Consider the following 21,528-nt stretch of genomic DNA (forward strand, 5'->3'; position numbering starts at 1 on the left):
CAATTAGGAATAACTTATGTTAGAATTATTTCTTGTTTATTCTTGTTTTTTAATATATTTATCCTTGATCATTTTTATATATTGTTTTCTTTCTGTTAATTCAAATATAAATAATGCCTTTTTTATGTATGTTAAACCAACTTCATTAGAGTGCTGAACTTTTAATAAAATTGCACCTTTTTCAAAGAATAATTCACCTAATAAGTATAAAGTATTCATATTTATGGCTAATTTTATACCTATTTCACTATACTTTATTGCTTCTTCATATTGATTTGCAAGGTGTAAACATTTTGTTAACGTATGAATGAGTCTTAATTTGATTTCTTTTTCTCTAGGGAATTCTATCTTATTAAAATTAATTAAACTTTGTTTTAATATATTTATGCTTTTCTCATAGTCTTCATTTTCTGCATGTATTATAGCAATTGAATTCATTATGCTTATTTCTTTTTCTGATAAAAAGTTACTACTACTTAAGGTTTGTTTTAGTGCTCTATTTAAAATGTCAAAAGCATTAATTGTTGCTCCATTTACATAATATATAGCAATCGCTTCATGCCATAATAGAAATTGTTTATCTTCTTTTGATTGGAAATTATTTTCGTTTTTCTCTTTTTTCACTATTTCGTAAAGCTCATTATATTGTTTTTGTTTCACACAATCTCTCATTACATATTTTACATTTTCAATATATTTTATTTTTTTGTTTTTGGTTAGTGCAAATATATAATTTGGATCAATACCAAGTCTTTCAGATAATTGATACAACAATATGCTAGATGGATAAATAATACCTTTTTCTATCTTACTAATTTGGCTTTGTGAACATATTCCATGACATAATTCAGATTGTGACATATTTTTTTCTTTCTAAGTTCTTTAATAATAATACCAAGATTGTAGAATTCCATCTTTCCTCCCTCAAATGTAACACTTTATGAGTATAAGAATATTTTCCAACTTTTAATGTAATGTAAAATTAGTATAGTTACAATTACTATTTATATGGATTTATAGTTTTTTTACAAACTTGTATCACAATACGAGAAATTATTACAATAAGATTCACTAATAATCAATGGGAGTTTTATTCATCATCACTGATTATTAGTCCACTCCAAGCAGGCTTTTACAGGCAGTCCGATTTCTTTGCCACAGCTACATTTTTGAGGTGGGAATCTTACTGCCCGCAAATAGCGAAATTAAAAGAACTAAATATGATTTTTCACCTTTATTTCTTTTAATAGTTTCTTTTGATTTTTATATAAATAATTTCGAAGGAGCGTATTTTATGAAAAGAATGTTGACCGAAAGAGAGTTAGAAGTGGCTATTTATGTGGCAAAAGGATTTACAGATGCAGAAATTTCAAAAAAAATATATGTTACCCCTAGAAGGATTTCAACGATAATTAATCATATTAAAGCAAAATGGCATATTAATTCTAGAGTGGAATTAGGTATTTTAGTTTACCATTATGGTTTTATAGATGCACCCTTATTTTCAAATAAAGAAAATCATTTATTCGAAAAGGTTGCACAATAATTGGCCAAGTATAATGTGTTTCAGTTACAAATAAAAACAGAAAAGCCGCTGAACTTTTATTATTTAAGGTAATTCTGTATTTTGAAGGTGATGGACATGTACGGATTGCTAAAAGAAAAAAATATAGATTGTATTTAGATATTTTAGTAAGAATGATTGTACCAGAAACTTTTAAAATCCCAATAATAGAGGACTCTTTGGATGTTTTATTGAAGGGCTTCGAACGACTTTTAAAAGGTAAAAACATACCTTTAGACAATGTTTCTTCTGCAACAGCAAGTATAGCTTTTAATGTAGAAAGTCCATCCATTTTGATTAAGCTCTTTTCAAAAAGGGTGGGTTTCTTCAGTTTATAGGAAAGGTATACTTAACTCATAAAAATTACAATAAAATAGGTAAAAATGCCATCGCATCTTTACCTATCCTATAGATAAACAGGTTTTCATAAAAAATAGAAAACTCCACTGAACACTATAAATATATTATTTTAAATTAATTGGTTGTTGTTGAGTAATACAATGGATCATACCACCATTTTTATAAAGCTCTCTTACATCAACCCCCACAACTTTACGATCAGGATAAAGTTTTTGAATCATCTCATTTGCTATTTTATCATTAGGATCATTATAGTTAGGAACTAAGATAACTTGATTCGCTATATAATAATTAATATATGAACCTTTATAATCAAGTTGCTTTCCGTTTTCTAATGTAACATTATTCTTGCTTAGCGGCAGATATACATACTTGTACTTATTACCCTCAGCATCTTTTGCCTGCAACAACTTGTTAATATCTTTATCAGACGTTCCCCATTCAGCTAAATCTTTTTTGTTTAATGTTATAATAGTAGATTTATCGTGGAATTTTGCAAATCCATCAATATGAAAATCAGTAATATCTAAGTTAGGTACTCCATCTAACCAAATAAAATTTGTTACCCCAAGGTCACTAATATATTTTTCAATATCTTTTTCTGACAATTTTGCATTTCTATTTTTATTCGTCACAGCACTTCTAGTTAGTAAAGCAGTTCCATTACCATCTAATTCAAATGCGCCACCTTCAAGAACAAATTTATTCCAATCAATTCTTTCAATTCCTAACTGTTTACTAAGATTCTCACGAAGACGAGCATCTTTCTTATATGGTGTTTTCTTTCCCCATCCGTTAAATCCTGGGTCTAATATCTTTAGATTTTTGTCATTATCATAAACAAAAATTGGTCCAGTATCTCTCGCCCATACATCGTCAGTAGGTGCGATAAAGAAATCAATTTTCTCCATATTTACCCCGTGATCTATTAAAACCTCAGTAATTCTTTCTTTTTCTTCTTGATCATATGCAACAATATGAACTTTTTCGCCTTTACTTAAAGCATTTGTCATTTGAATCCAAATTGGCTCTACTTCTTTCTGATATTTTTGCCCATATGTAAATTCATGAGGCCATTGTAGCCATGTTCCTTCATGTTTGTTTTTTTCATCTGGCATTGTATACTTTCCTACTTGTTTTCGCACCTCTACTTTCTTCATATCTTTTCTTTGCGTTTTTTCAATTTCCTTCGCCTGAACTTTCTCAATCCCCTTCCCTAGAGCATAACCACTGAAAATAGATGTGGTTAGTATAGCACTCATACACAAATTCGTTATTTTTTTCATTTCTTAACCTCCTTTTCTGTCTTACTGTAAACCTTTACATAGTGTGAAGGTCAAGCTTTTCCGTTTGAATTATTTAAATATTTTAAATGTGAAGTGTAATTTGAATCGAACTTTATACAAAACAAGTAAGAATCAACTATTTCTACTATAATCATCATTTTTTCATAAAATCTTACACTCTTTTCTTATGTTATTCTTTTTATACTATGTACTGTATTATTTTCGAAAATAATATAGTACATGAAATTTCATATTAAATACATATTCATTTATTTATTGATTTGTTTATTCAGTTTATATTTAACTATTCAAAAGCAGTTACAATTCTCTCTTTCATTTTCTGTAATACTTCACTGCTCAATACTTTTTGACCAGCAGGAAGTTTTAATATGGCAGCGGCACCTTTACTAAGGTATATTTCTTGATCATTATTTTGATTTACTACCAATATTCCTTGTCCTTCAAATTCGAAATAACTAATATCTTTTGTTTCATTTGTATTATTCTTTATTGCTGTATATAATCCATATAAATCTTTACTTCTATTTTCTCCGCCCGTTCGAATCGGTTCAATATCATTCGCAACAATTAGTCCTTCTGGCTGCTCACCCTTCATAATAAACCACAACTTTTCATTTGTTGGTAATAGTAAATGCTTAAATTCAGAGCTATTTAAAATTTGCTGTGCTGGAATTGTTTCATAGATTGGTAACGAAAATGGAGATGTTGTTATTTTTTCAAAGCTTAAATTTTCAGAAGAACTTCCCTTACTATATTGATAATCTTTTAATGCGATCGATTGTACCGATTCACTTTTATTTTTTGATGCATAACTAATTTTACTAGCGAAAATAATAACGGTCATTAAACACATGCACGGTACCACAAGCTTAAGTAGTTTTCCCATTTATGAACCCCCGCTTTTAATATTATTAGTTTGCATGGATATTATAAACAGTTTCACTCCACCAAAAATTATTATTGTTATGGAACGTACTGAAATTATGATTATAATGATCACCATACCAAGGGTCCATGTACGTTATATAATCTGTTCCATTTGTCCCTTTATAAAATCCATCAAGTACTAGAAAGTGTCCGATGTTAGCTCCATTTTGCCACATAATGAGTGCAATCATCGGCTGATTACTATTAATTTGACTTTTGAACCACTCATACGATTTTGCTCCTGAACTTATAGCTGAGCTAACACCATATCCCGATAATCCATATTGTATTTCACGTGAAGTTGCAGGATTATTATATGATCCACCCTTAACATACCTAACGTACTGATCTTGTGAAGGAGTTTTCCCAAAATAATTTAAAACTGAGACCGAAGTGCCTGCCCAACACCAATTTGATCTTTCTTGTAATATGTTAGGTACAGATAATTTACGGTCTATTGGTGTACTTGGAGGATTTCCATTAATATACGCTGACGTTACATATACTTTTTTTCCATCTTTAAAATAGTAAAACCAACGATTGTCTAAATTTCCTGTCCAGTAATCTTTAACCGCTTCACCATACTCCCATCCTTTAAAAGATACTTTTGTATTTCCGGGAATCACATCTACAATATTTGCATTCAAACTTTTCGCCTCTCTAACATTTACATTCAATGGAGCTGTTGTCCCTGAAAATTCAACTTCTTCTGCTATTATTTTCTGAACACCAATAAAACTAAATGTGAAGAACAATAAAAACATACAAACAATAAAATGATTTCTTCCCTTCATTTCTCCACCCCTTCATCAGTACTAAAAAACATCAACAATTCATCCTTATTAATTGTTCAAGCTTAATATTACATACTAACGAAAAATGACTTCTCATAAAATGAAACTTTAATCAGTAGTGGTTTTATGCATCACCCACTGTTTATTAGTTAAACCAATCGGGCTGCTCGGCAAATAGCGGGATAAATTCCAATACAAAAAAGGAGCCTATAAATTTTTATAGGCTCCTTTTTATTTCGTCGTTATTACTTAGCTAATTCTTTCGTACCATTCATTACATCAATGAAGAATCCCCAGTTATTCACTACAGAAGAGATACTGATATGTTCATCTGGAGTGTGGACGTTGAAAATGTCTGGTCCGAATGAAATTGCATCTAATTCAGGCATCTTTTGAACGAATGCGCTACACTCAATCCCCGCATGTACAGCGAATATTTCAATTTCTTTATTGTATTTTTCTTGATGTACTTTTTCAAATAAATTACGAATTTGTGAGTTTGGATTGTATGGCCATTCTGGATACTCTGACTCTATTTCAAATGTAGCACCAACTAATTCAGCAATATATTTGATTTCTTCTGCAACATGTTGTTTTAAACTACTTACAGAACTTCGCACTTCGTTACGTAATTTAATTTCATCTTGCAACGTTTCAATAACGCCTAAATTTGTTGAGCTTTCTACAAGACCTTTAATATCCATGCTCATACTTTGAATGCCATTCGGAATTAAGAATAATGATGAAATAAGCTGCTTTTGTGTCTCTTTAGCAAATACTTTTTCAACTTTTTCATCCAATTTTGTCAGTGTAACATGAACATCTGGATCAACAGCACGCATTTCTTCTTGTAATACACGTGTCCATGATTCTAGTTTTTCTTCTACTTGTCCTACATCTTCTGTACGAATTAAAATTGTAGCTACACTTTCACGCGGAATTGCATTCGTTTTTAATCCGCCGTGAACTTCACTTATGTTAAACTCCGTATGTGCTGATAAGTCACGTAATACTCGTCCTAATACTTTGTTCGCATTACCGCGTTGTTTATCAATTTCCATACCAGAATGTCCGCCTTTTAGACCGCCAACATATAGACGGTATGCATCCATATTCGCTGGCGTTTCATCCCAAATTACGGGGATTGTTTCAACAGCTTTCGCACCACCTGCACTACTTACAAGTAATTTATGATCTTCTTCAGAATCAATATTTATAAATATCTTTCCTTCAAAATGATTTGGATCAATAGCAAAAGCCCCGCCCATTGTCGTTTCTTCTTCAGTAGTGATAACGACTTCAAGTGCTGGATGCGTAATTTCTTTTGAATCTAATAAAGCTAATGCATACGCAACTGCAATACCATTATCAGCACCTAAAGTTGTTTGATTTGCATATAACATATCCCCAATGATTCGTAATTCAATTGGATCTTTTTCAAAATCATGTACTGTTGCTTGATTTTTTTCGCAAACCATATCCATATGACCTTGAATAATAATAGCTGGTACATTTTCATAACCAGCTGTTGCTTCTTTTTTAATAATGACATTTAATGCTTCATCTTGAATGACTTCTAAGTTACGCTCTTTTGCAAAGCCCACTAAATAATCACTAATTTCCTTTTCATTACCTGATCCTCTAGGAATCTTTGAAATTTCTGCAAAATGATAAAATACAGGGTGCTTTGTTAATTGTTCTAAAGTAGAATACATTTTTCAAGCTCCTCTCAAAATGAAAAAATAGTATGTAAGTCTTTTATCATTATACCATGATTCATTATTTTACCTTTCTTTTAACTTTTATTGTTCATTTTATGTACAACACTCTTACAACATTGTAAGGGTATTGTAATCTATATCGATTTTTCTCATTTAATAATAGCCGTATACTTTTTAAAGAAACACATTAAAGGAGATAAAGAAAATGAAAAAGTTTTTAGCAATTATTACACTATGTTTATTATTTTCTAGTTTTACTATTGGCTGTGAGAGAGCGTCACTAAATAGAATTGGTAAAGATGTATATTACATGCAGATAAAAGGCGAAGGAACTATCGAAAAAGTAGATGGTAGAAACTTACGAAACTATACGCTGCCCGCATATGATAAAGATGGCGTCAAAAAACAAATTACATTTAGAAGTACAAAAAAAGAAAACAATCATAAATTAAATGAAGACGCGTTTTTACGCCTTTATGTAGATCAAGATGATAATAATAAAAATGAAATATCATCAATTGAAGTAAAGTCCTATGAAGAGATTCAGAAAGCAGATTTGCCTGAAAAAATAAGAGAAAAGTTTACTATTAAATAAAAAAACAAAAGAAAATGCTCTATGCATTTTCTTTTGTTTTTTTCACATGTATATATTTTGAACTACTATTATTCATCAGTTTCTCTAACCGATTTATATTCTCCGTTAATGCACCTTTCACAAGAGAGAAATCTGTATTTGATTCTTCTTTTTTTTCTTTAAAAAACGAAGACTTTTGTACATTGACTTCAGCCATCTCTTCTCCCCCTTTTCAAAAAGATACAACCTTTTATTTATATTATATAGCAAATATAAAAAGAGTGTACACTTATGATTTTCTTTTTAATTCTTCTTCTAATTCTTCTACTTGCTGCAACGTATCACCTTTTATTAAAGAGAAATCGGTTGTATCTTCATTATCTTCTTTAAAAAAATCATTGTCATAATCTTTTACCACTACAATCACCTCTACATGCTAGTGTAGGAATGATTGTCCAATTTTATTCAACTTTGTCGGATTTTGTTTTTAATTTATGTATAGAAGAAAAGGACAGAATAAGATTCTGTCCTTATTTACTAAAATAACTATGATGTATTGTTAAATTATATACATTTTCAAAATCTCGATCTTGCAGGTTATTTTTCTTTCCATCAATAATAATGAAAACGTCACTTACTATTTTTGCTGGTATAATCCCGACATTTTCTACTTGCACCGCTTTCTGCTCATTCAATTGCTTGATATGTTCTAACGGAACGATAATACTAAATTGCGAGCGAATACCCCGAAAGTTTGTATTTAATTCTTTCGCGGCTTCAAAAACAACAATTTTCGCACCAATCTTTTCCCCATATGAATCTAAAAATGCATTTAAGCTCTTTGTATATTCCTCTTCTGTATGCCATTCCATCGTACCGAATACTGATGGGTTAACATTTTGAATAATTGTCGTGTATATTTCTCCTCTCGCTTTAGATGCAATTAATGATCGTTTTATTGATTGAACTGTCTTGCCAATATCGGTAAATTTCGCACCCCATATTTCTGAAATATTAGGTGTTAAAATGAACGCAATATCAACAAAAATAACCATTGCAGTAAACATCAAAAGATTTTTCCAGAGGGTTAAATCGATTCCTTTTATCATGAAATACACAGTGACAGATATGATAAACAAACCATACCAAGTCTTTCTAATACGTTGCTTCTTCTCCTCGTACAACTCTTCATTTTTCCAATAAAAGAAAACAAGGACTACAAAGACAATCGCTAAAACAAATAAGCCAATTCGAATGTTAGAGATCATTAATCACATCACCCTCCATTCAAAAACTACTCACGATATCATTACATGCGCAAGCTGCTCTCTTTATGACAAAAGACGTGGACAAGCTTCTAAATTTAGCTACATCGCATATATATTAGAAGGTGCCACGTCTTTTATCCTGCTATTTGTGGGCAATAAGACCCCCACTGATTAAAGTTTTACTTTACCATGAGTCTACATTGTATATGTAGACAAGCATCCATTTCAAATTTTCGTATTAAAAAGAAATATGTTTCGGAATTTCCCCTTCAGGTACTTCTCCATCCATACTTAAATAATAATGACGAATCGGACGTAAATCTTCATCTAATTCATAAACAAGCGGAATGCTAGTTGGAATATTTAATGAAACTACACCATCACTTGAAAGGTTATCTAAGTATTTTACTAGCGAGCGAATTGTGTTGCCGTGTGATGAAATAATTACTTTATTACCACTTTTTAATGTCGGCGCAATTTCTGAATGCCAATAAGCAAGTACTCTCTTCTCCGTATCCTCTAAACATTCAGTTAATGGGAATTCACCTTTTTTGAGTGTTTTATATCTTGGATCATTCGCTTCATATCGAGAATCGTCTTCAGTAAGAGCCGGTGGTCTTACATCAACACTTCTTCTCCAAATATGAACTTGCTCCTCACCATATTTTTGAGCAGTTTCATCTTTATTCAACCCTTGCAATGCACCATAATGCCTTTCATTTAGCTTCCAAGATTTATGTATTGGGACCCAAGTAAGATCCATCTCATGAAGTACAATCCATAACGTCCGAATTGCGCGTTTTAATACAGATGTATAAGCCACATCAAAAGTATATCCGTTTTTCTTTAATATTGCTCCTGCTTCTCTCGCTTCACTTAATCCGTTCTCTGATAAATCAACATCTGTCCATCCAGTAAAGCGATTTTCAAGATTCCATAAACTTTGTCCGTGACGAATAAGTACAAGTTTTATCATTATAATTCCCCTTTCGGAAATGTGAATTTTATTGTTCCATTGCGTACACGTATAAAGTATCTAGTAATGTATCTTTTTATCCATTCACTCTATGACCAAACGATAGTTGCCAAATGTATGGATAAAATTTGTTCTTTTTCAAACGATAAAAACAGAAGTTTTTTCATTATTTTTGATCGACTGGTATTTCCCGTTTTGATACCCAAGCATCAAAACCTGATCGGCTATTTGCCATTTCATTCATAACTTGGTGCCAATTGTCCTCACATGATTCACCAAATTTTGAAAAAATAGCACCCATTTGTTGTCTTTGTACATCACTCAGTTTTTTCTCTAAATCTGCACCTTTTTCTGTTAAAGACAACTGTTTTACACGTCGATCATGCATAGCCTCATTACTCTCAATTAAGCCCTTTTCCACAAGTTGACGTAACGGTCCGTGAAGAGCTTGTTTACTTATTTCTAATAGTGATAATAACTCATTTACACTTATCCCTGGAAAACGTGCGATAAAAAATAAAATTCGATGATGTACTCGTTGAATGCCATATTCTTTTATAATTTCATCTGGCTTTTCAGTAAATGTTTTATATGCAAAATAAAATAATGCTAATGCCTCATTCATCTGTTCTTCTTTATGTTGTGTCATCTACTTTCCCCCTGTATGTAAATTATACCACAATCTAGTAATGAATATTTTAATCAACGCATTAGAACTTGTTCAGTCTATTGAAACATTCATTGCATAATTAGGAGCTGATTCATTTGAAAAAACAATACACTGTAAGTACATATTTATTGGATAGACTACACGAATTAGGAATTGAACATATATTTGGGGTTCCTGGTGATTATAATCTTGCCTTTTTAGATGATGTGGTAGCACATGAAAATTTAAAGTGGATTGGCAATTGTAATGAATTAAATGCTGCATATGCAGCAGATGGGTACGCTCGCATAAAAGGAATCGCTGCTCTTATTACTACTTTCGGTGTTGGAGAATTAAGCGCTATTAACGGTATTGCTGGCTCATATGCGGAAAACGTGCCAGTTATAAAAATCACGGGTACGCCACCAACAAAAGTAATGGAAAATGGAGCAATCGTCCATCATACGTTAGGAGATGGAAAGTTCGATCACTTTTCCAATATGTATCGAGAAATCACTGTGGCACAAACAAATGTAACACCTGAGCATGCTGCTGAGGAAATTGACCGTGTTTTACGCGCATGTTGGAATGAAAAACGCCCGGTTCATATTAATTTGCCGATTGATGTGTATAATAAACCAATTAATAAACCTACAGAACCAATTTTATATAAACCGATTTTAAGTAATAAAGAAGCGTTGGATAAAATGCTTCTACATGCCACTTCAATAATAAATAACGCCAAAAAACCTGTAATTTTAGCTGATTTTGAAGTAGATCGATTTCACGCTAAAGAAAATTTACATCAATTCGTAGAAAAAACTGGGTTTCCCATCGCGACGTTAAGTATGGGAAAAGGAATATTCCCAGAAAAACACCCTCAATTTATAGGGATTTATACTGGTGATGTAAGTTCTCCGTACTTGAGAAAAAGAATTGATGAATCTGATTGTATTATTAGTATTGGTGTGAAGTTAACTGATACTATTACAGGCGGCTTCACACAAGGTTTTACAAAAGAACAAGTTATAGAAATCCATCCCTACACTGTGAAAATTATAGATAAAAAATACGGTCCAGTTGTAATGCAGGATGTTTTACAACATTTAAGTGATTCAATTGAGCATCGTAATAAAGATACCCTTGACGTTAAGCCATTTATTTTAGAATCATCACCTTTTACTGAAGAGTTCATTCCAAAAGCACAAATGGTCACACAAAAACGTTTTTGGCAGCAAATGTACCATTTCTTACAAGAAAACGACGTCTTAATTGTAGAGCAAGGAACACCTTTCTTTGGTAGTGCTGCTATCCCTCTACCTAATAACACTGCATATGTAGGACAACCGTTATGGGGATCTATCGGATATACACTGCCCGCTCTACTTGGTACACAGCTCGCCAATTTATCATGGCGCAACATTTTAATTATTGGTGATGGTTCTTTCCAAGTAACTGCCCAAGAGTTATCAACTATACTACGTCAAAATTTAAAACCGATTATATTTTTAATCAATAACAACGGATACACTGTTGAACGTGCCATTCACGGACAAAACCAATCATATAATGACATACAGATGTGGGATTACAATAAACTATCAATGGTATTTGGATCAGAAGAAAAAAGTCTAACATTTAAAGTAGAAAATGAAGCAGAATTAGCAGAAGTCTTAACAAATATAACTTTTAATAAGAATCAACTTATCTTTATTGAAGTTATAATGAGCCAAAGCGATCAACCTGAATTGTTAGCTAAACTCGGGAAAAGATTCGGTCAGCAAAATTCTTAATATAGAAGCATAACCTAATTATACAATTAGTAGTGTAAAACTTGTTTTGAGAATAGTTTCGACACTCAAAATACATAAGGAAAAGGATGGAAAGCGCCATCCTTTTCTATTTTAAGAGCATTCTTCGACTAACGCCCCGTATGACAAGCAAAAATTCTTAATCCATCTTTAACTTTATAGCTTTTGTCGCAATAAATGTTTTAATATGCTTATCTAATATCCTTGTCCCACCAAAATCATCCTCATAAAAACCTGTTATAGCAAAACCAGCTTCAATTTGGCCTTGGATTTGGTCTTCTAAAGTATGCGCATATTCTATTGTTTGATTTGAATCGATGTAATCTTGAACTTCATCCTCTGGTAAATAATCCAATGTTGATGAAGGAATTGAATGTTTAACATCAAGAATACCTTTTTGTTCTTGGTTATCATCAAAGATCCATAGTAACGGATTTGTAAATCCAGCAATAAGAATACCTTTATTCTTTAAAACCCTAGAAACTTCATTCCATACAAGATGAACATCTTTTACAAACAAATTAGAGACAGGATTTACTACAATATCAAAATATTCATCCTCAAAATCACCAAGGTCTGACATATCTCCTTGTACGGTTTTTAAAGACAAACCATCCCTTTTTGCTACCTTTTCATCTTGTTCCAATTGCTTCTTAGATATATCAGTTACTGTTACATCTGCTCCAGCAGTAGCTAGAACAGGTGCTTGTTGTCCACCACCTGATGCTAAGCAAAGTATCTTTAATCCATCTAATGACTTTGGAAACCACTCTCTAGGAACTGATTTTTCCGTAGTGACTGTAATCTCCCATTCACCTGATTTGCTTTTCTCAATAACCTCGCTACTTACAGGCTGCGTGTATCTAGAACCTTCTTCAACCTTCTTATCCCATGCATTACTGTTTTGTTGTGTAATATCCATTGCGATTAGTCCTCCTAACGATCTAGTTGGATTTTAAGTATAAACTTATTAACTATTTATGCTTTCCTTTTTCTATTAACCCGCCTGATAGTTCATACATAGTTGTCTATATTTATATTAACAGATAAACACTAATAATTACTAAAAATTCTAAAAAGACACAAAAAAAGCATTCCAAATCTGTTGACAGTTGGAACGCTTTTTTATGTTATTTCATTTTTCAAGCTTTTAACTAAATCCATTAAACAAATAAGCTATGCTTTTTCTTTTTTATTCAGCAAGAGTTAACTGCCAAGATACACCATACTTATCATTTAACCAGCCAAACTTTTTACTAAACGGATAAGAACCTAAAGGCATGAGAATTGCTCCATCCTGCGCTAGTTTATGAAAGACCGTTTCAATTTCTTCTTCTGTCTCACAAGTTACATAAAGAGACATAGCTGGAGTGAATGTAAAATTATGATTTACATAACTATCAATACACATAAACTCTTGGCCATTTAGCGTAAAAGTTGCATGAATTACAGTTCCCTCTTTACCAGGTCCATTTTCATCGTAGCGAGAAATACTTACAATTTCCGATTGATCAAATAGCGACGTATAAAAATTCATTGCTTCTTCAGCTTTGCCTTCAAACATTAAAAACGTAGTAATTTTTTGATTTGTGTTACTCATATGGAGACAGCCCCTTGTTATGTATTTATGTAAAACATACGTCACTCAAAAACCGAACGTACATTCCCGTGAATATATTGTCTATAAAAACGATGAGTTTGTCAATTATCTACTTTATTATTTCTTCTTAAATAATGCTGTCCAAAGAAATGATTCTCCAAACATTTCATTCGGTTGTTTCATTTGTTTCATCCTTCTAATCTCAATTACCTCAAATTCTTTAAATATCTCTCTTAACTTTTCTTCCGAGTATGCAAGACCACCTTGTAGACTCCACCCTCTATATACATCCCAATCTGTTATTTCTGATCCATTTCGCTCATCTAAATCGCCTGCCGCAAAACATGTTAATCCGAAATAACCACCCGATTTTAATGAGTTTTTAATTAAATCCACATAATTTATTCTTCTATGCGGTGGAATGTGATGCAAACAGCCCGAATCATATACAAAATCAAATTCGTTTTGAACCTCTAAATTGAAAATTGAATCACAAATAAAATGAATTTCTACCCCTTTTGCCAATGCCCTCTCTTTTGCCCAGTTAATGCCTTCTACAGATAAATCCACTGCTGTTACATCAAATCCTTGAGTCGCTAAATAAATGGCATTTCTACCTGGACCACATCCAAGTTCTAATACCTCCCCTTTTAAAACTCTCTCTTTTTGTATATACGAAACTAGATTCTCATCTGGAACATTTTCAAAAAACGGAACATCCTTTTCTCTATTCTCATAAAACTCATTCCAAAAGGGTTCAGCAGGTCTTAATAATGAATCAAGCATTTTTAAAATGTCTTCTTGTGTGTGTAACGTTTCAGTTTTCATTTTCACCCTCCATATTTTAATAGTCAGAAAATTATTATATATCTTTTTGAACTTTCAAACAAATAAAAAACTCCTACTATTTGTATTGGCTTACTTATCCTATACTTTGAAAATGAATCTATTAATACAGCGATGAATTGGAGTTCTACCGACCCAATATTTTTTTTACTGATATTAACAGCTTGGACCTGTATTGGTGGCCTTATAGGAATGAATACGCCAACTACTGCGAAAACAACGCTTAGAAGTATAATTACAATCACACTTACATTGTTCTTACTTTTGTACTTAATATTAATAATGTGTTTTTAGTATCTTTAATCGCATCATAATTATAAAATTCATTTTTTTGATTTAAATAGAATAAAACTCAATATTCCGTTAATACTGTATATGACATTAGATTTTCTCCTTGTTCCCCCTTGGAGAACCGAGCAGTTAGCGTTTGCTAGCTGCTCTTTTATTTTCTGCAATTGGTTACACTTACCTGATGTTTTTAGCGTAATATTAAGTTAAGATATATAAGAATAAAATATATTTGGCTGTTATACCATTACCCTAGGAAACTAGGGTTTTAATTTCCATAAAATTAAATTTTTGTTAAAAACAATATACTTACCAAATATTGTTTTTGTTTAAAATAACTGCTCTAAATAAATTAGATGCATTTACCAGTATGTTTACCACAACATTCATGTTAAAATCCCTTGTGAGTACGACACAACTCGACCTTATGAAGCCTTACAGCCATTATAGTGGGGCTCTTTTTTTAATTGAATTAACACTTTTGTTTAATTTTCTAACTTTTCCCCACTTTACACCCTTAAATTCATATATAATAATTAATATAGTTGTAGCATTTTGTTATTAGGAGGTGTAATTATGTCATTTGCAGCATGGAGTGCAATTTTTATGACTTTGATTGGAGCAATGTCCGGAGCAATATTTGGTACAATCTCTTCTAAAAATAAGAGCAAAAGTAGGAACTAAAAAACCTAATATTAAAAGTTAATATCTATTTCAGTACCAGCTGATACGCCCTTGACATTTCAGCTGGCATTTTCTATTTAAATAAGAATTTTATTAAAAACTTATATGGATATATTCTCCAATACATAATTAATATATTCGAAGTGTTAGTAATACTAAAAATAATAATGATTTTGTTATACATTTGTTTCGGAATAAGTGCAGTTTTTAGATTAATAAAGGAATTTCAAAAGCCACAGAAAAAACAGTTCTTGATTTTAGTTGATTCTCTAATTTTGATAGGAGCAATATTTTTAATGGCTAGTTTCTTTATCTAAATTACATAAAAAAACTCCCAGTGAGTGAAACAGCTAGCAAAAGCTAACTGCTTTTTAATTACAATTACTAGTTTGTTTAAATTCACCTTAATTCATATCAAGTTTTCTTAACATTCTCATTAATAACCTTATAATATAATTAAGCTATTTGTATGAGAGGTGATTATTATGAACTGGAAACAAAAATACAATCCAAAATATTTCTTTTACCGAATGTATAGTTATATTTATAAAGCCCTTGATAATATATCATGGTCCTTAAAATAAAGCTTTTGTTCACTTTTGTTGATACATTTACGAAACATTCATGTGTTATCTTCATTAAGTTCTTTTCTTTTATAATGTCGTGTGAGATATACCAACAGAGTAAGCCCTAGCCCCCCTAATACTAGGGCTTTTTTTATAAGAATTTTATACATTTTATTATTTCCAGTAAACTTTTCAAATTGTATATACATAATATAAAATTTTTATGTTGTTATATTTTTTGATGGCCTCTTATCTTTCCGTAAAAGGCCCTTTTTTCAAATAACACTTTTGTTTAATTTATATTTAAAAAGTTCCTTTTCATAAAAACTTCCCTTATATGCTATACTCATTCTTAAATAATTGTATAAGGAATGTTAAAAATGGATGATAGATCGTCAAGACAATGGAAAATGCGACAAAAGTTAAAAGCACTGAAAACAAAAAACAGAAATGATACAAACCCTTTGTTTAATGAATGCCTTGAATCCCTAGGAAACGAAACTCTCATTTTCTCCCAAGAAAAAAGCCAACAGATTGCTACTATTTTAATGAATTCATTTCCTATAACTGTCTCGGGAAGAATAGATTGGGAACAGATAGATAATCAATTCATAGCTTCGAACAAAGAACAACTAATTTCCCTTATTAGAGCAAACCAACTAGATTTTGACGAACAGATTTTTATAATATGGGATAACTATGAAATCCCTGTAGTAAGTACAAATCTTGATAAAGTATTCCAATCACTAGTTGACGTTGATGCAGTCAGTTTTTATTACTGGCTATTAGACAAAGAATATAGATTCGTAATTGAAATAAATGATGAAGAATTGATTAGGGTTGGGTTTCGCTAATACTCTAAGCATATGAAGCTAGTTCCCTTCATTTCTTAATATTTTCTTCGTCACTATAGCTATTAATATCATTATGAAACTAATAGCAAATATAGGTAAATAAATTTTCGTACTGAATCGTTCAAACATAAAACCATATACGACTTGCCCAATTGGTGCCATACATTGAGATACCGCTGTTATAAATGCCATCACTTTTCCTAGATTTTCATTTGGTGTTTTCTTTTGGACTACAGTAATCACATAGATGGATACAATTGTCATAATCATTGCGATTAGAAGAGAAGAAAGTATAAAGAGGATACATGGTGGATAGTATCCTAAATTAAGAGTAAACGGTGTAACTGATAGTGCCACTGGTATTACTAATGAAGCTATGATAAGCATCCAATTATATAATGTTTTCATCTGTAACTTTTTAGCAAAGAAACCGATTGACAATGCACCTAATATAGTTGCAAAATCAATTAATCCCATTCCAATTCCATACATCGTATCGCTACTCTGCATAGTTACTCGTAATATAATAGGTCCTCCAACAACAAATAACGGTGTCAAAATTAAGTTTAGTAAAGCTGCAAGTAACATAGCCTTCAAAATAAAAGATTGTTTTAAAACATAAAGAAAACCTTCTTTCATATCTTTTACAATTATCGGTACGATATGGCCTTCCTGTATTCTTTTTATAAATGGTATTGTAATAAACATTTCTAAAATTGCAGATAAAAAGAAAGCGAGACAACTTATTATTACGAGCATTTTCAAACCAATTATGCCGTATAATATTCCTCCTAGTACAGGTGCAACTATATTAGATAATGCTTGCACACCATTTACGATACCGTTTGCTTGTTCTAACTTTTTCTCTGGAACTAATTGAGAAATACTCGCCATTACAACTGGTGCGTACATTGCACTAACGACTGCTAGTAAAAACATAATTGTTCCAATCATTAAAATAGATACCGATTCAGTTAATAACAAAACTATAAAACTTAATACAATAGCAGCGTTTATAAAATCAAAAATGACCATTACATTACGGCGGTTGAAACGATCTGCTATTGCTCCGCCAAGAGGTGCTAGCAGAAACGGAATACTCGTTACCGCATATAACCCTGCGAATATATCTGCACGCCCTGTTATATCTAGCACATATAGTGAGAGAGCAAAACGTAATAGTGTTGAACCTAAAATAGTAATAATTTGACCACTTACCATTAAGTGAAAATCTTTCAAGGAAGATTGAATACTTGCTGGCATCCTCGTCACATCCTTCATTTAACCTAGACCGACTGTCGGTCGATAATACTCAAACAGAAAATCACTATTTCTGTTTAATTAAAACTTCCATCATATAATTAAAAGATCCCTCTTTCGCTCCGACAGATGCTTCCATCATTTTGATATAAGCTTTAGCTCTGTTTATCATTTCTTCAGGTTTCCACTGGAATAAACCATCATCAAATATGACTTGCGCTGAGGAAATTAACAGTTCAATCGTTTCTTGTGGGTATGAGGTACAAAATATGCCTTCTTCTATTCCTTGCTCTAAAACTTCCGTTAATACAGGAGATAAATGTATAATGGACTGCACTAAACTTTTCTGATGCATTTCTGCATTATTTGGTTGATGGAATTGTTCAATCATTTTATCTTTTACATCTCCCGATTTTGGTGATTGTTCCATTAAAATTTTAAATAACTTATCTAAAACTGGAATATCGGGATTGGAGACAATCCTTTTCGCCTTAGTGACATCCTCTTTAATAATCCTCATAATGATTTCATCCATTACTTCCTCCTTCGACTTAAAATAATGATAAAACGTCCCCTTTGCTATACCAATTTCTTTTAAAATGTCATTCACGGTTGTTTTCGTATAGCCTTTCGTAAGAAACAAACGCTCAGCTATTTCTAAAATTTCCTTTCTACGCTCCTCATACTCCTTTACAATTCGCATTCAAGTTCTCCTTCTCACTAGACCGACTGTCGGTCTATTAAAATTATATGTTTAGTTTGCAAAAAGTTTCCTATTATCGTACATATACAACACCATACTTTCTATTTCCTTTATGGATTTTTTAAAATATTTTAATACGGTGAATGAAATTTCAAGAATTACTCTTTAACACCTCCCTTGTACTTGTATCGACTTCTTTGTATAAAAAAAGAGCCGCAACGCTTTGCGACTCTTTGACAATAATACCTATTTAACGGCCACGTCGTTGCTGACCTTGCTTTGTACTACCTTTTTTATTACTTGGCTTATTAAATGATCGGTTATTTTCATTTCTAGAACTATTTCTTGAATCATTTCTTGAGCTATTTCTCGAATCACGTCTTGAATCACTTCTTGAACCTTCACGGCTATCTCTTTGACGATATTGACTTGATTTCTTCGGAGCCGGCTTTGGTACCGGTTTTCCATTTTCATCTACACGTTTTATCTTCGGTTGTTCGATTATTTCTCTTTGTATTGGTGCACCAAGTGTTTTTTCAATTTCTTCTAAATGTTTTTCATCTTTCGCTGCAACGAACGTAATTGCAAGACCTGATCCACCTGCACGTCCTGTTCGGCCAATGCGGTGAATATAACTTTCTACATCTTCAGGGATATCAAAGTTAAATACGTGCGTTACACCATCTACATCAAGTCCACGAGCTGCTACATCCGTTGCGATTAAGTACTGAATTTTAGCTTCGCGGAAACTCTTCATAACTCTTTCACGTTTCGCTTGAGGTATATCACCATGAAGTTCAGCACAATTATAACCTAGTCCTTTTAAATTATCATAAAGCTTACTTGCTCTAACCTTTGTACGACAGAAAATAACTGCTAAAAATGGCTGATCACGATCCATAACAAAACGAAGTGCATCTGGCTTTGCACGATCTGTCGTCTCAATGACACGCTGCTCAATTGTATCTACCGTTACTTCTTCACTTTGTACTTGAATCATTTGTGGCTCATCCATATAACGCTTCGCCAATTTTTTAATATCTTTTGGCATCGTTGCTGAGAATAACATCGTTTGTTTACTACCAGGTGTCTCATCTAAAATATCTTCAATATCATATAAGAAACCAAAATAAAGCATTTGATCCGCTTCATCTAATACAATCGTTGAAAGATTACTTAAATCAATTGTTTCACGTCGTATATGATCTAATAATCGTCCTGGTGTCGCTACAACAATATGTGTATTACCTTTTAATTTTCTCAACTGTTGTGCTACATCTTGTCCGCCATATATCGCTAGTACATTAATATCTTCTCTTTGAACAAGCATTTTTTTAATTTCAGTTGTAATTTGCAGGGCTAGTTCCCTTGTTGGTGCAACAATTAAAGCCTGAACATCACTAGACTCTGGATCGATTTTTTCTAAAATCGGTAACACGAATGCTAACGTTTTACCCGTTCCTGTTTTCGCCTGCCCAATAATATCTTTACCTGACATAATAACAGGAATTGCCTGCTCTTGAATTGGTGTTGCTTCTGTAATTCCATTTTCACGTAATGTATGATTAAAAGTTTCACTAATTCCTAATTCTAAAAAGTTTTTCAAATAGACCACTTCTTTTCCTTATTTTTCACATTAGCTTTCATTGTACCATTTGTTTCGCCAAATATGAAAAATAAAAAAATTCTTATCTTCTTTTTTTATATTCATCCTGTACTAGATGAACAAATTCTTTTTGTTTTTTCTCGGATTTTATTAATGCTTGCATATTAGTAGAAGACAAAATGAACTTCTTAATTTTTCTATTACTCCAAATTAAACTTGTATACTTTGTATCTTCGTGTAGCCTTCGAAACCACTCAAATTCACTTAATTTGGAAATATGATGTTTTAATTTCATGTCATTTCGAGGATAAAATAAAATTATATCCATTATTACATCAAGCAATAAACTCATCTTCTCCCCCCTATACATATATATTTCAAATTTACGGAAATATAGTTATAGGGTGATGGAATTGAACACTACATTCATAAAGATATTTTGCATATTTTTCTTACTATATTTTCAATCGACCTCAATTATTATGGCAAAATCTCGAACAAATGTGATAAGTGAATTTAAACAAGCTTTACTCAAAAATGATAAAAAATTAATGCAGTCATATGTAACAGAAGGAGTTGAACTACCTACTTTCCAAAAGGAAAAACCTATTCATGAAATTAAAATAGTACCATCTCCAAAAGAAGATACTACAATTCTTATTTCTTATTTCAAAGGCACTAATAATGAATTTACTGTCGGTTTCATTTTAAAAATAGTAACAAAAAATAATAAAATATCTCAAATCAATCAAATTTATGATGACAATCCACTTATGAAAGAAGCTACTATCGTAAAAGAATATGAAATGAAGTGTAAGGAACATATACTTACTCCTACAAAATTCCCGTTCGAAATTCACGAATTTCAAGGGTACATCTATAACGATTACTTAAACCTCCAATACTACAATGAAGATATTAATGGGATTTTTAAAATCACTGTTTCACCAGTTCAAAATAAATTAGGCTTCTATGTACATAGGAAAGCTAAGTTCTACAGCTTAAAAAATAATATAAAAGCATTATATAATCCTCATTTCGATTCAGCATATGAGCTTATCTTTCAGCAGAATGGTTTTCAATATACAATTGCAATTGGTAACAAACGCTATATACAAGGAAAATATAACGTAAAGGATTTAATTCAAATTGCAGAATCTATGAATTAAA

The 21,528-nt window shown here is 31.7% G+C and carries 21 protein-coding genes and 1 pseudogene; 5 read left to right on the forward strand and 17 right to left on the reverse strand.

The genetic code is table 11. The features are described from left to right. Window positions 1-36: 36 nt before the first annotated feature. A pseudogene (locus MR170_RS18555) lies at window positions 37-914 on the reverse strand (helix-turn-helix domain-containing protein). 380 nt (window positions 915-1,294) lie between these two features. Between MR170_RS18555 and MR170_RS18560 the strand changes: the two are divergent. Further along, window positions 1,295-1,546 (forward strand): response regulator transcription factor, encoded by a 252-nt coding sequence (locus MR170_RS18560; protein ID WP_088115305.1) that lies wholly within the window; start codon window positions 1,295-1,297, stop codon window positions 1,544-1,546. A gap of 482 nt (window positions 1,547-2,028) precedes the next feature. On the opposite strand, the gene MR170_RS18565 is transcribed toward MR170_RS18560, so the two are convergent. From MR170_RS18565 to pepD, 4 genes are all read right to left on the reverse strand, one after another. Further along, complete coding sequence (locus tag MR170_RS18565; protein WP_242308901.1) at window positions 2,029-3,210, reverse strand: agmatine deiminase family protein; 1,182 nt, start codon at window positions 3,208-3,210, stop codon at window positions 2,029-2,031. A 304-nt stretch (window positions 3,211-3,514) separates the two neighbouring features. Continuing rightward, complete coding sequence (locus tag MR170_RS18570; protein WP_242308902.1) at window positions 3,515-4,117, reverse strand: hypothetical protein; 603 nt, start codon at window positions 4,115-4,117, stop codon at window positions 3,515-3,517. A 25-nt stretch (window positions 4,118-4,142) separates the two neighbouring features. Beyond that, window positions 4,143-4,952 carry a papain-like cysteine protease family protein gene (locus MR170_RS18575; protein ID WP_043938116.1) on the reverse strand — a complete coding sequence of 270 codons (810 nt, stop codon included), beginning with the start codon at window positions 4,950-4,952 and terminating at the stop codon, window positions 4,143-4,145. Between the two features lie 245 nt (window positions 4,953-5,197). Next, window positions 5,198-6,667 carry a beta-Ala-His dipeptidase gene (pepD, locus tag MR170_RS18580; protein WP_029442316.1) on the reverse strand — a complete coding sequence of 490 codons (1,470 nt, stop codon included), beginning with the start codon at window positions 6,665-6,667 and terminating at the stop codon, window positions 5,198-5,200. Between the two features lie 211 nt (window positions 6,668-6,878). On the opposite strand from pepD, the gene MR170_RS18585 reads away from it, so the two are divergent. Then, on the forward strand, window positions 6,879-7,268 hold the full coding sequence (locus MR170_RS18585) for a YxeA family protein (protein WP_016081621.1): 390 nt from the start codon (window positions 6,879-6,881) through the stop codon (window positions 7,266-7,268). 19 nt (window positions 7,269-7,287) lie between these two features. Here the strand turns inward: MR170_RS18585 and spoIISB are convergent, their stop codons facing one another. The 5 genes from spoIISB to MR170_RS18610 all read right to left on the reverse strand — a co-directional run bounded on the left by spoIISB (window position 7,288) and on the right by MR170_RS18610 (window position 10,140). After that, window positions 7,288-7,464, reverse strand: a complete 177-nt coding sequence (gene spoIISB / locus MR170_RS18590) for a stage II sporulation protein SB (protein ID WP_016081622.1) — start codon at window positions 7,462-7,464, stop codon at window positions 7,288-7,290. 72 nt (window positions 7,465-7,536) lie between these two features. Beyond that, complete coding sequence (locus MR170_RS18595; protein WP_000237818.1) at window positions 7,537-7,665, reverse strand: hypothetical protein; 129 nt, start codon at window positions 7,663-7,665, stop codon at window positions 7,537-7,539. Between the two features lie 112 nt (window positions 7,666-7,777). Then, complete coding sequence (locus MR170_RS18600) at window positions 7,778-8,515, reverse strand: type II toxin-antitoxin system SpoIISA family toxin (RefSeq protein WP_242308904.1); 738 nt, start codon at window positions 8,513-8,515, stop codon at window positions 7,778-7,780. A 238-nt stretch (window positions 8,516-8,753) separates the two neighbouring features. Next, on the reverse strand, window positions 8,754-9,491 hold the full coding sequence (gpmA, locus tag MR170_RS18605) for a 2,3-diphosphoglycerate-dependent phosphoglycerate mutase (RefSeq protein WP_016081624.1): 738 nt from the start codon (window positions 9,489-9,491) through the stop codon (window positions 8,754-8,756). 166 nt (window positions 9,492-9,657) lie between these two features. Continuing rightward, a complete protein-coding gene (locus MR170_RS18610) occupies window positions 9,658-10,140 on the reverse strand; it encodes a MarR family winged helix-turn-helix transcriptional regulator (RefSeq protein ID WP_016081625.1) in 483 nt (160 codons plus the stop codon). A gap of 107 nt (window positions 10,141-10,247) precedes the next feature. Between MR170_RS18610 and MR170_RS18615 the strand changes: the two genes are divergently transcribed. After that, on the forward strand, window positions 10,248-11,933 hold the full coding sequence (locus MR170_RS18615) for an alpha-keto acid decarboxylase family protein (protein ID WP_082044935.1): 1,686 nt from the start codon (window positions 10,248-10,250) through the stop codon (window positions 11,931-11,933). A 157-nt stretch (window positions 11,934-12,090) separates the two neighbouring features. On the opposite strand, the gene MR170_RS18620 is transcribed toward MR170_RS18615, so the two are convergent. The 3 genes from MR170_RS18620 to MR170_RS18630 form a co-directional block, all read right to left on the reverse strand. Beyond that, on the reverse strand, window positions 12,091-12,873 hold the full coding sequence (locus MR170_RS18620; RefSeq protein ID WP_242308905.1) for a class I SAM-dependent methyltransferase: 783 nt from the start codon (window positions 12,871-12,873) through the stop codon (window positions 12,091-12,093). A 270-nt stretch (window positions 12,874-13,143) separates the two neighbouring features. Continuing rightward, a complete protein-coding gene (locus MR170_RS18625) occupies window positions 13,144-13,551 on the reverse strand; it encodes a VOC family protein (RefSeq protein ID WP_000072495.1) in 408 nt (135 codons plus the stop codon). 117 nt (window positions 13,552-13,668) lie between these two features. Beyond that, window positions 13,669-14,379 carry a class I SAM-dependent methyltransferase gene (locus tag MR170_RS18630; RefSeq protein ID WP_242308906.1) on the reverse strand — a complete coding sequence of 237 codons (711 nt, stop codon included), beginning with the start codon at window positions 14,377-14,379 and terminating at the stop codon, window positions 13,669-13,671. 1,936 nt (window positions 14,380-16,315) lie between these two features. Between MR170_RS18630 and MR170_RS18635 the strand changes: the two genes are divergently transcribed. After that, the gene (locus tag MR170_RS18635; protein WP_029442310.1) at window positions 16,316-16,789 is read left to right on the forward strand and encodes a CDI toxin immunity protein; all 474 of its coding nucleotides are present in this window, start codon (window positions 16,316-16,318) and stop codon (window positions 16,787-16,789) included. Window positions 16,790-16,807: 18 nt separating this feature from the next. Here MR170_RS18635 and MR170_RS18640 read toward each other — a convergent pair whose 3' ends face one another. The 4 genes from MR170_RS18640 to MR170_RS18655 form a co-directional block, all read right to left on the reverse strand. Next, window positions 16,808-18,052, reverse strand: coding sequence for an MFS transporter (locus MR170_RS18640; protein WP_242308907.1), 1,245 nt, complete (start codon window positions 18,050-18,052; stop codon window positions 16,808-16,810). 64 nt (window positions 18,053-18,116) lie between these two features. Continuing rightward, window positions 18,117-18,752, reverse strand: coding sequence for a TetR/AcrR family transcriptional regulator (locus tag MR170_RS18645; protein ID WP_029442308.1), 636 nt, complete (start codon window positions 18,750-18,752; stop codon window positions 18,117-18,119). Between the two features lie 250 nt (window positions 18,753-19,002). Further along, window positions 19,003-20,367, reverse strand: coding sequence for a DEAD/DEAH box helicase (locus MR170_RS18650; RefSeq protein ID WP_224980963.1), 1,365 nt, complete (start codon window positions 20,365-20,367; stop codon window positions 19,003-19,005). Between the two features lie 73 nt (window positions 20,368-20,440). Then, window positions 20,441-20,710: a hypothetical protein gene (locus MR170_RS18655; RefSeq protein WP_029442306.1), complete on the reverse strand. Its 270-nt coding sequence runs from the start codon at window positions 20,708-20,710 to the stop codon at window positions 20,441-20,443. A 55-nt stretch (window positions 20,711-20,765) separates the two neighbouring features. Between MR170_RS18655 and MR170_RS18660 the strand changes: the two genes are divergently transcribed. Then, the gene (locus tag MR170_RS18660; RefSeq protein ID WP_242308908.1) at window positions 20,766-21,527 is read left to right on the forward strand and encodes a hypothetical protein; all 762 of its coding nucleotides are present in this window, start codon (window positions 20,766-20,768) and stop codon (window positions 21,525-21,527) included. Window position 21,528: the final 1 nt, after the last annotated feature.

This window comes from Bacillus cereus group sp. BfR-BA-01524, assembly GCF_022662595.1.
GTDB classification, from domain to species: Bacteria; Bacillota; Bacilli; order Bacillales; family Bacillaceae_G; genus Bacillus_A; species Bacillus_A thuringiensis_S.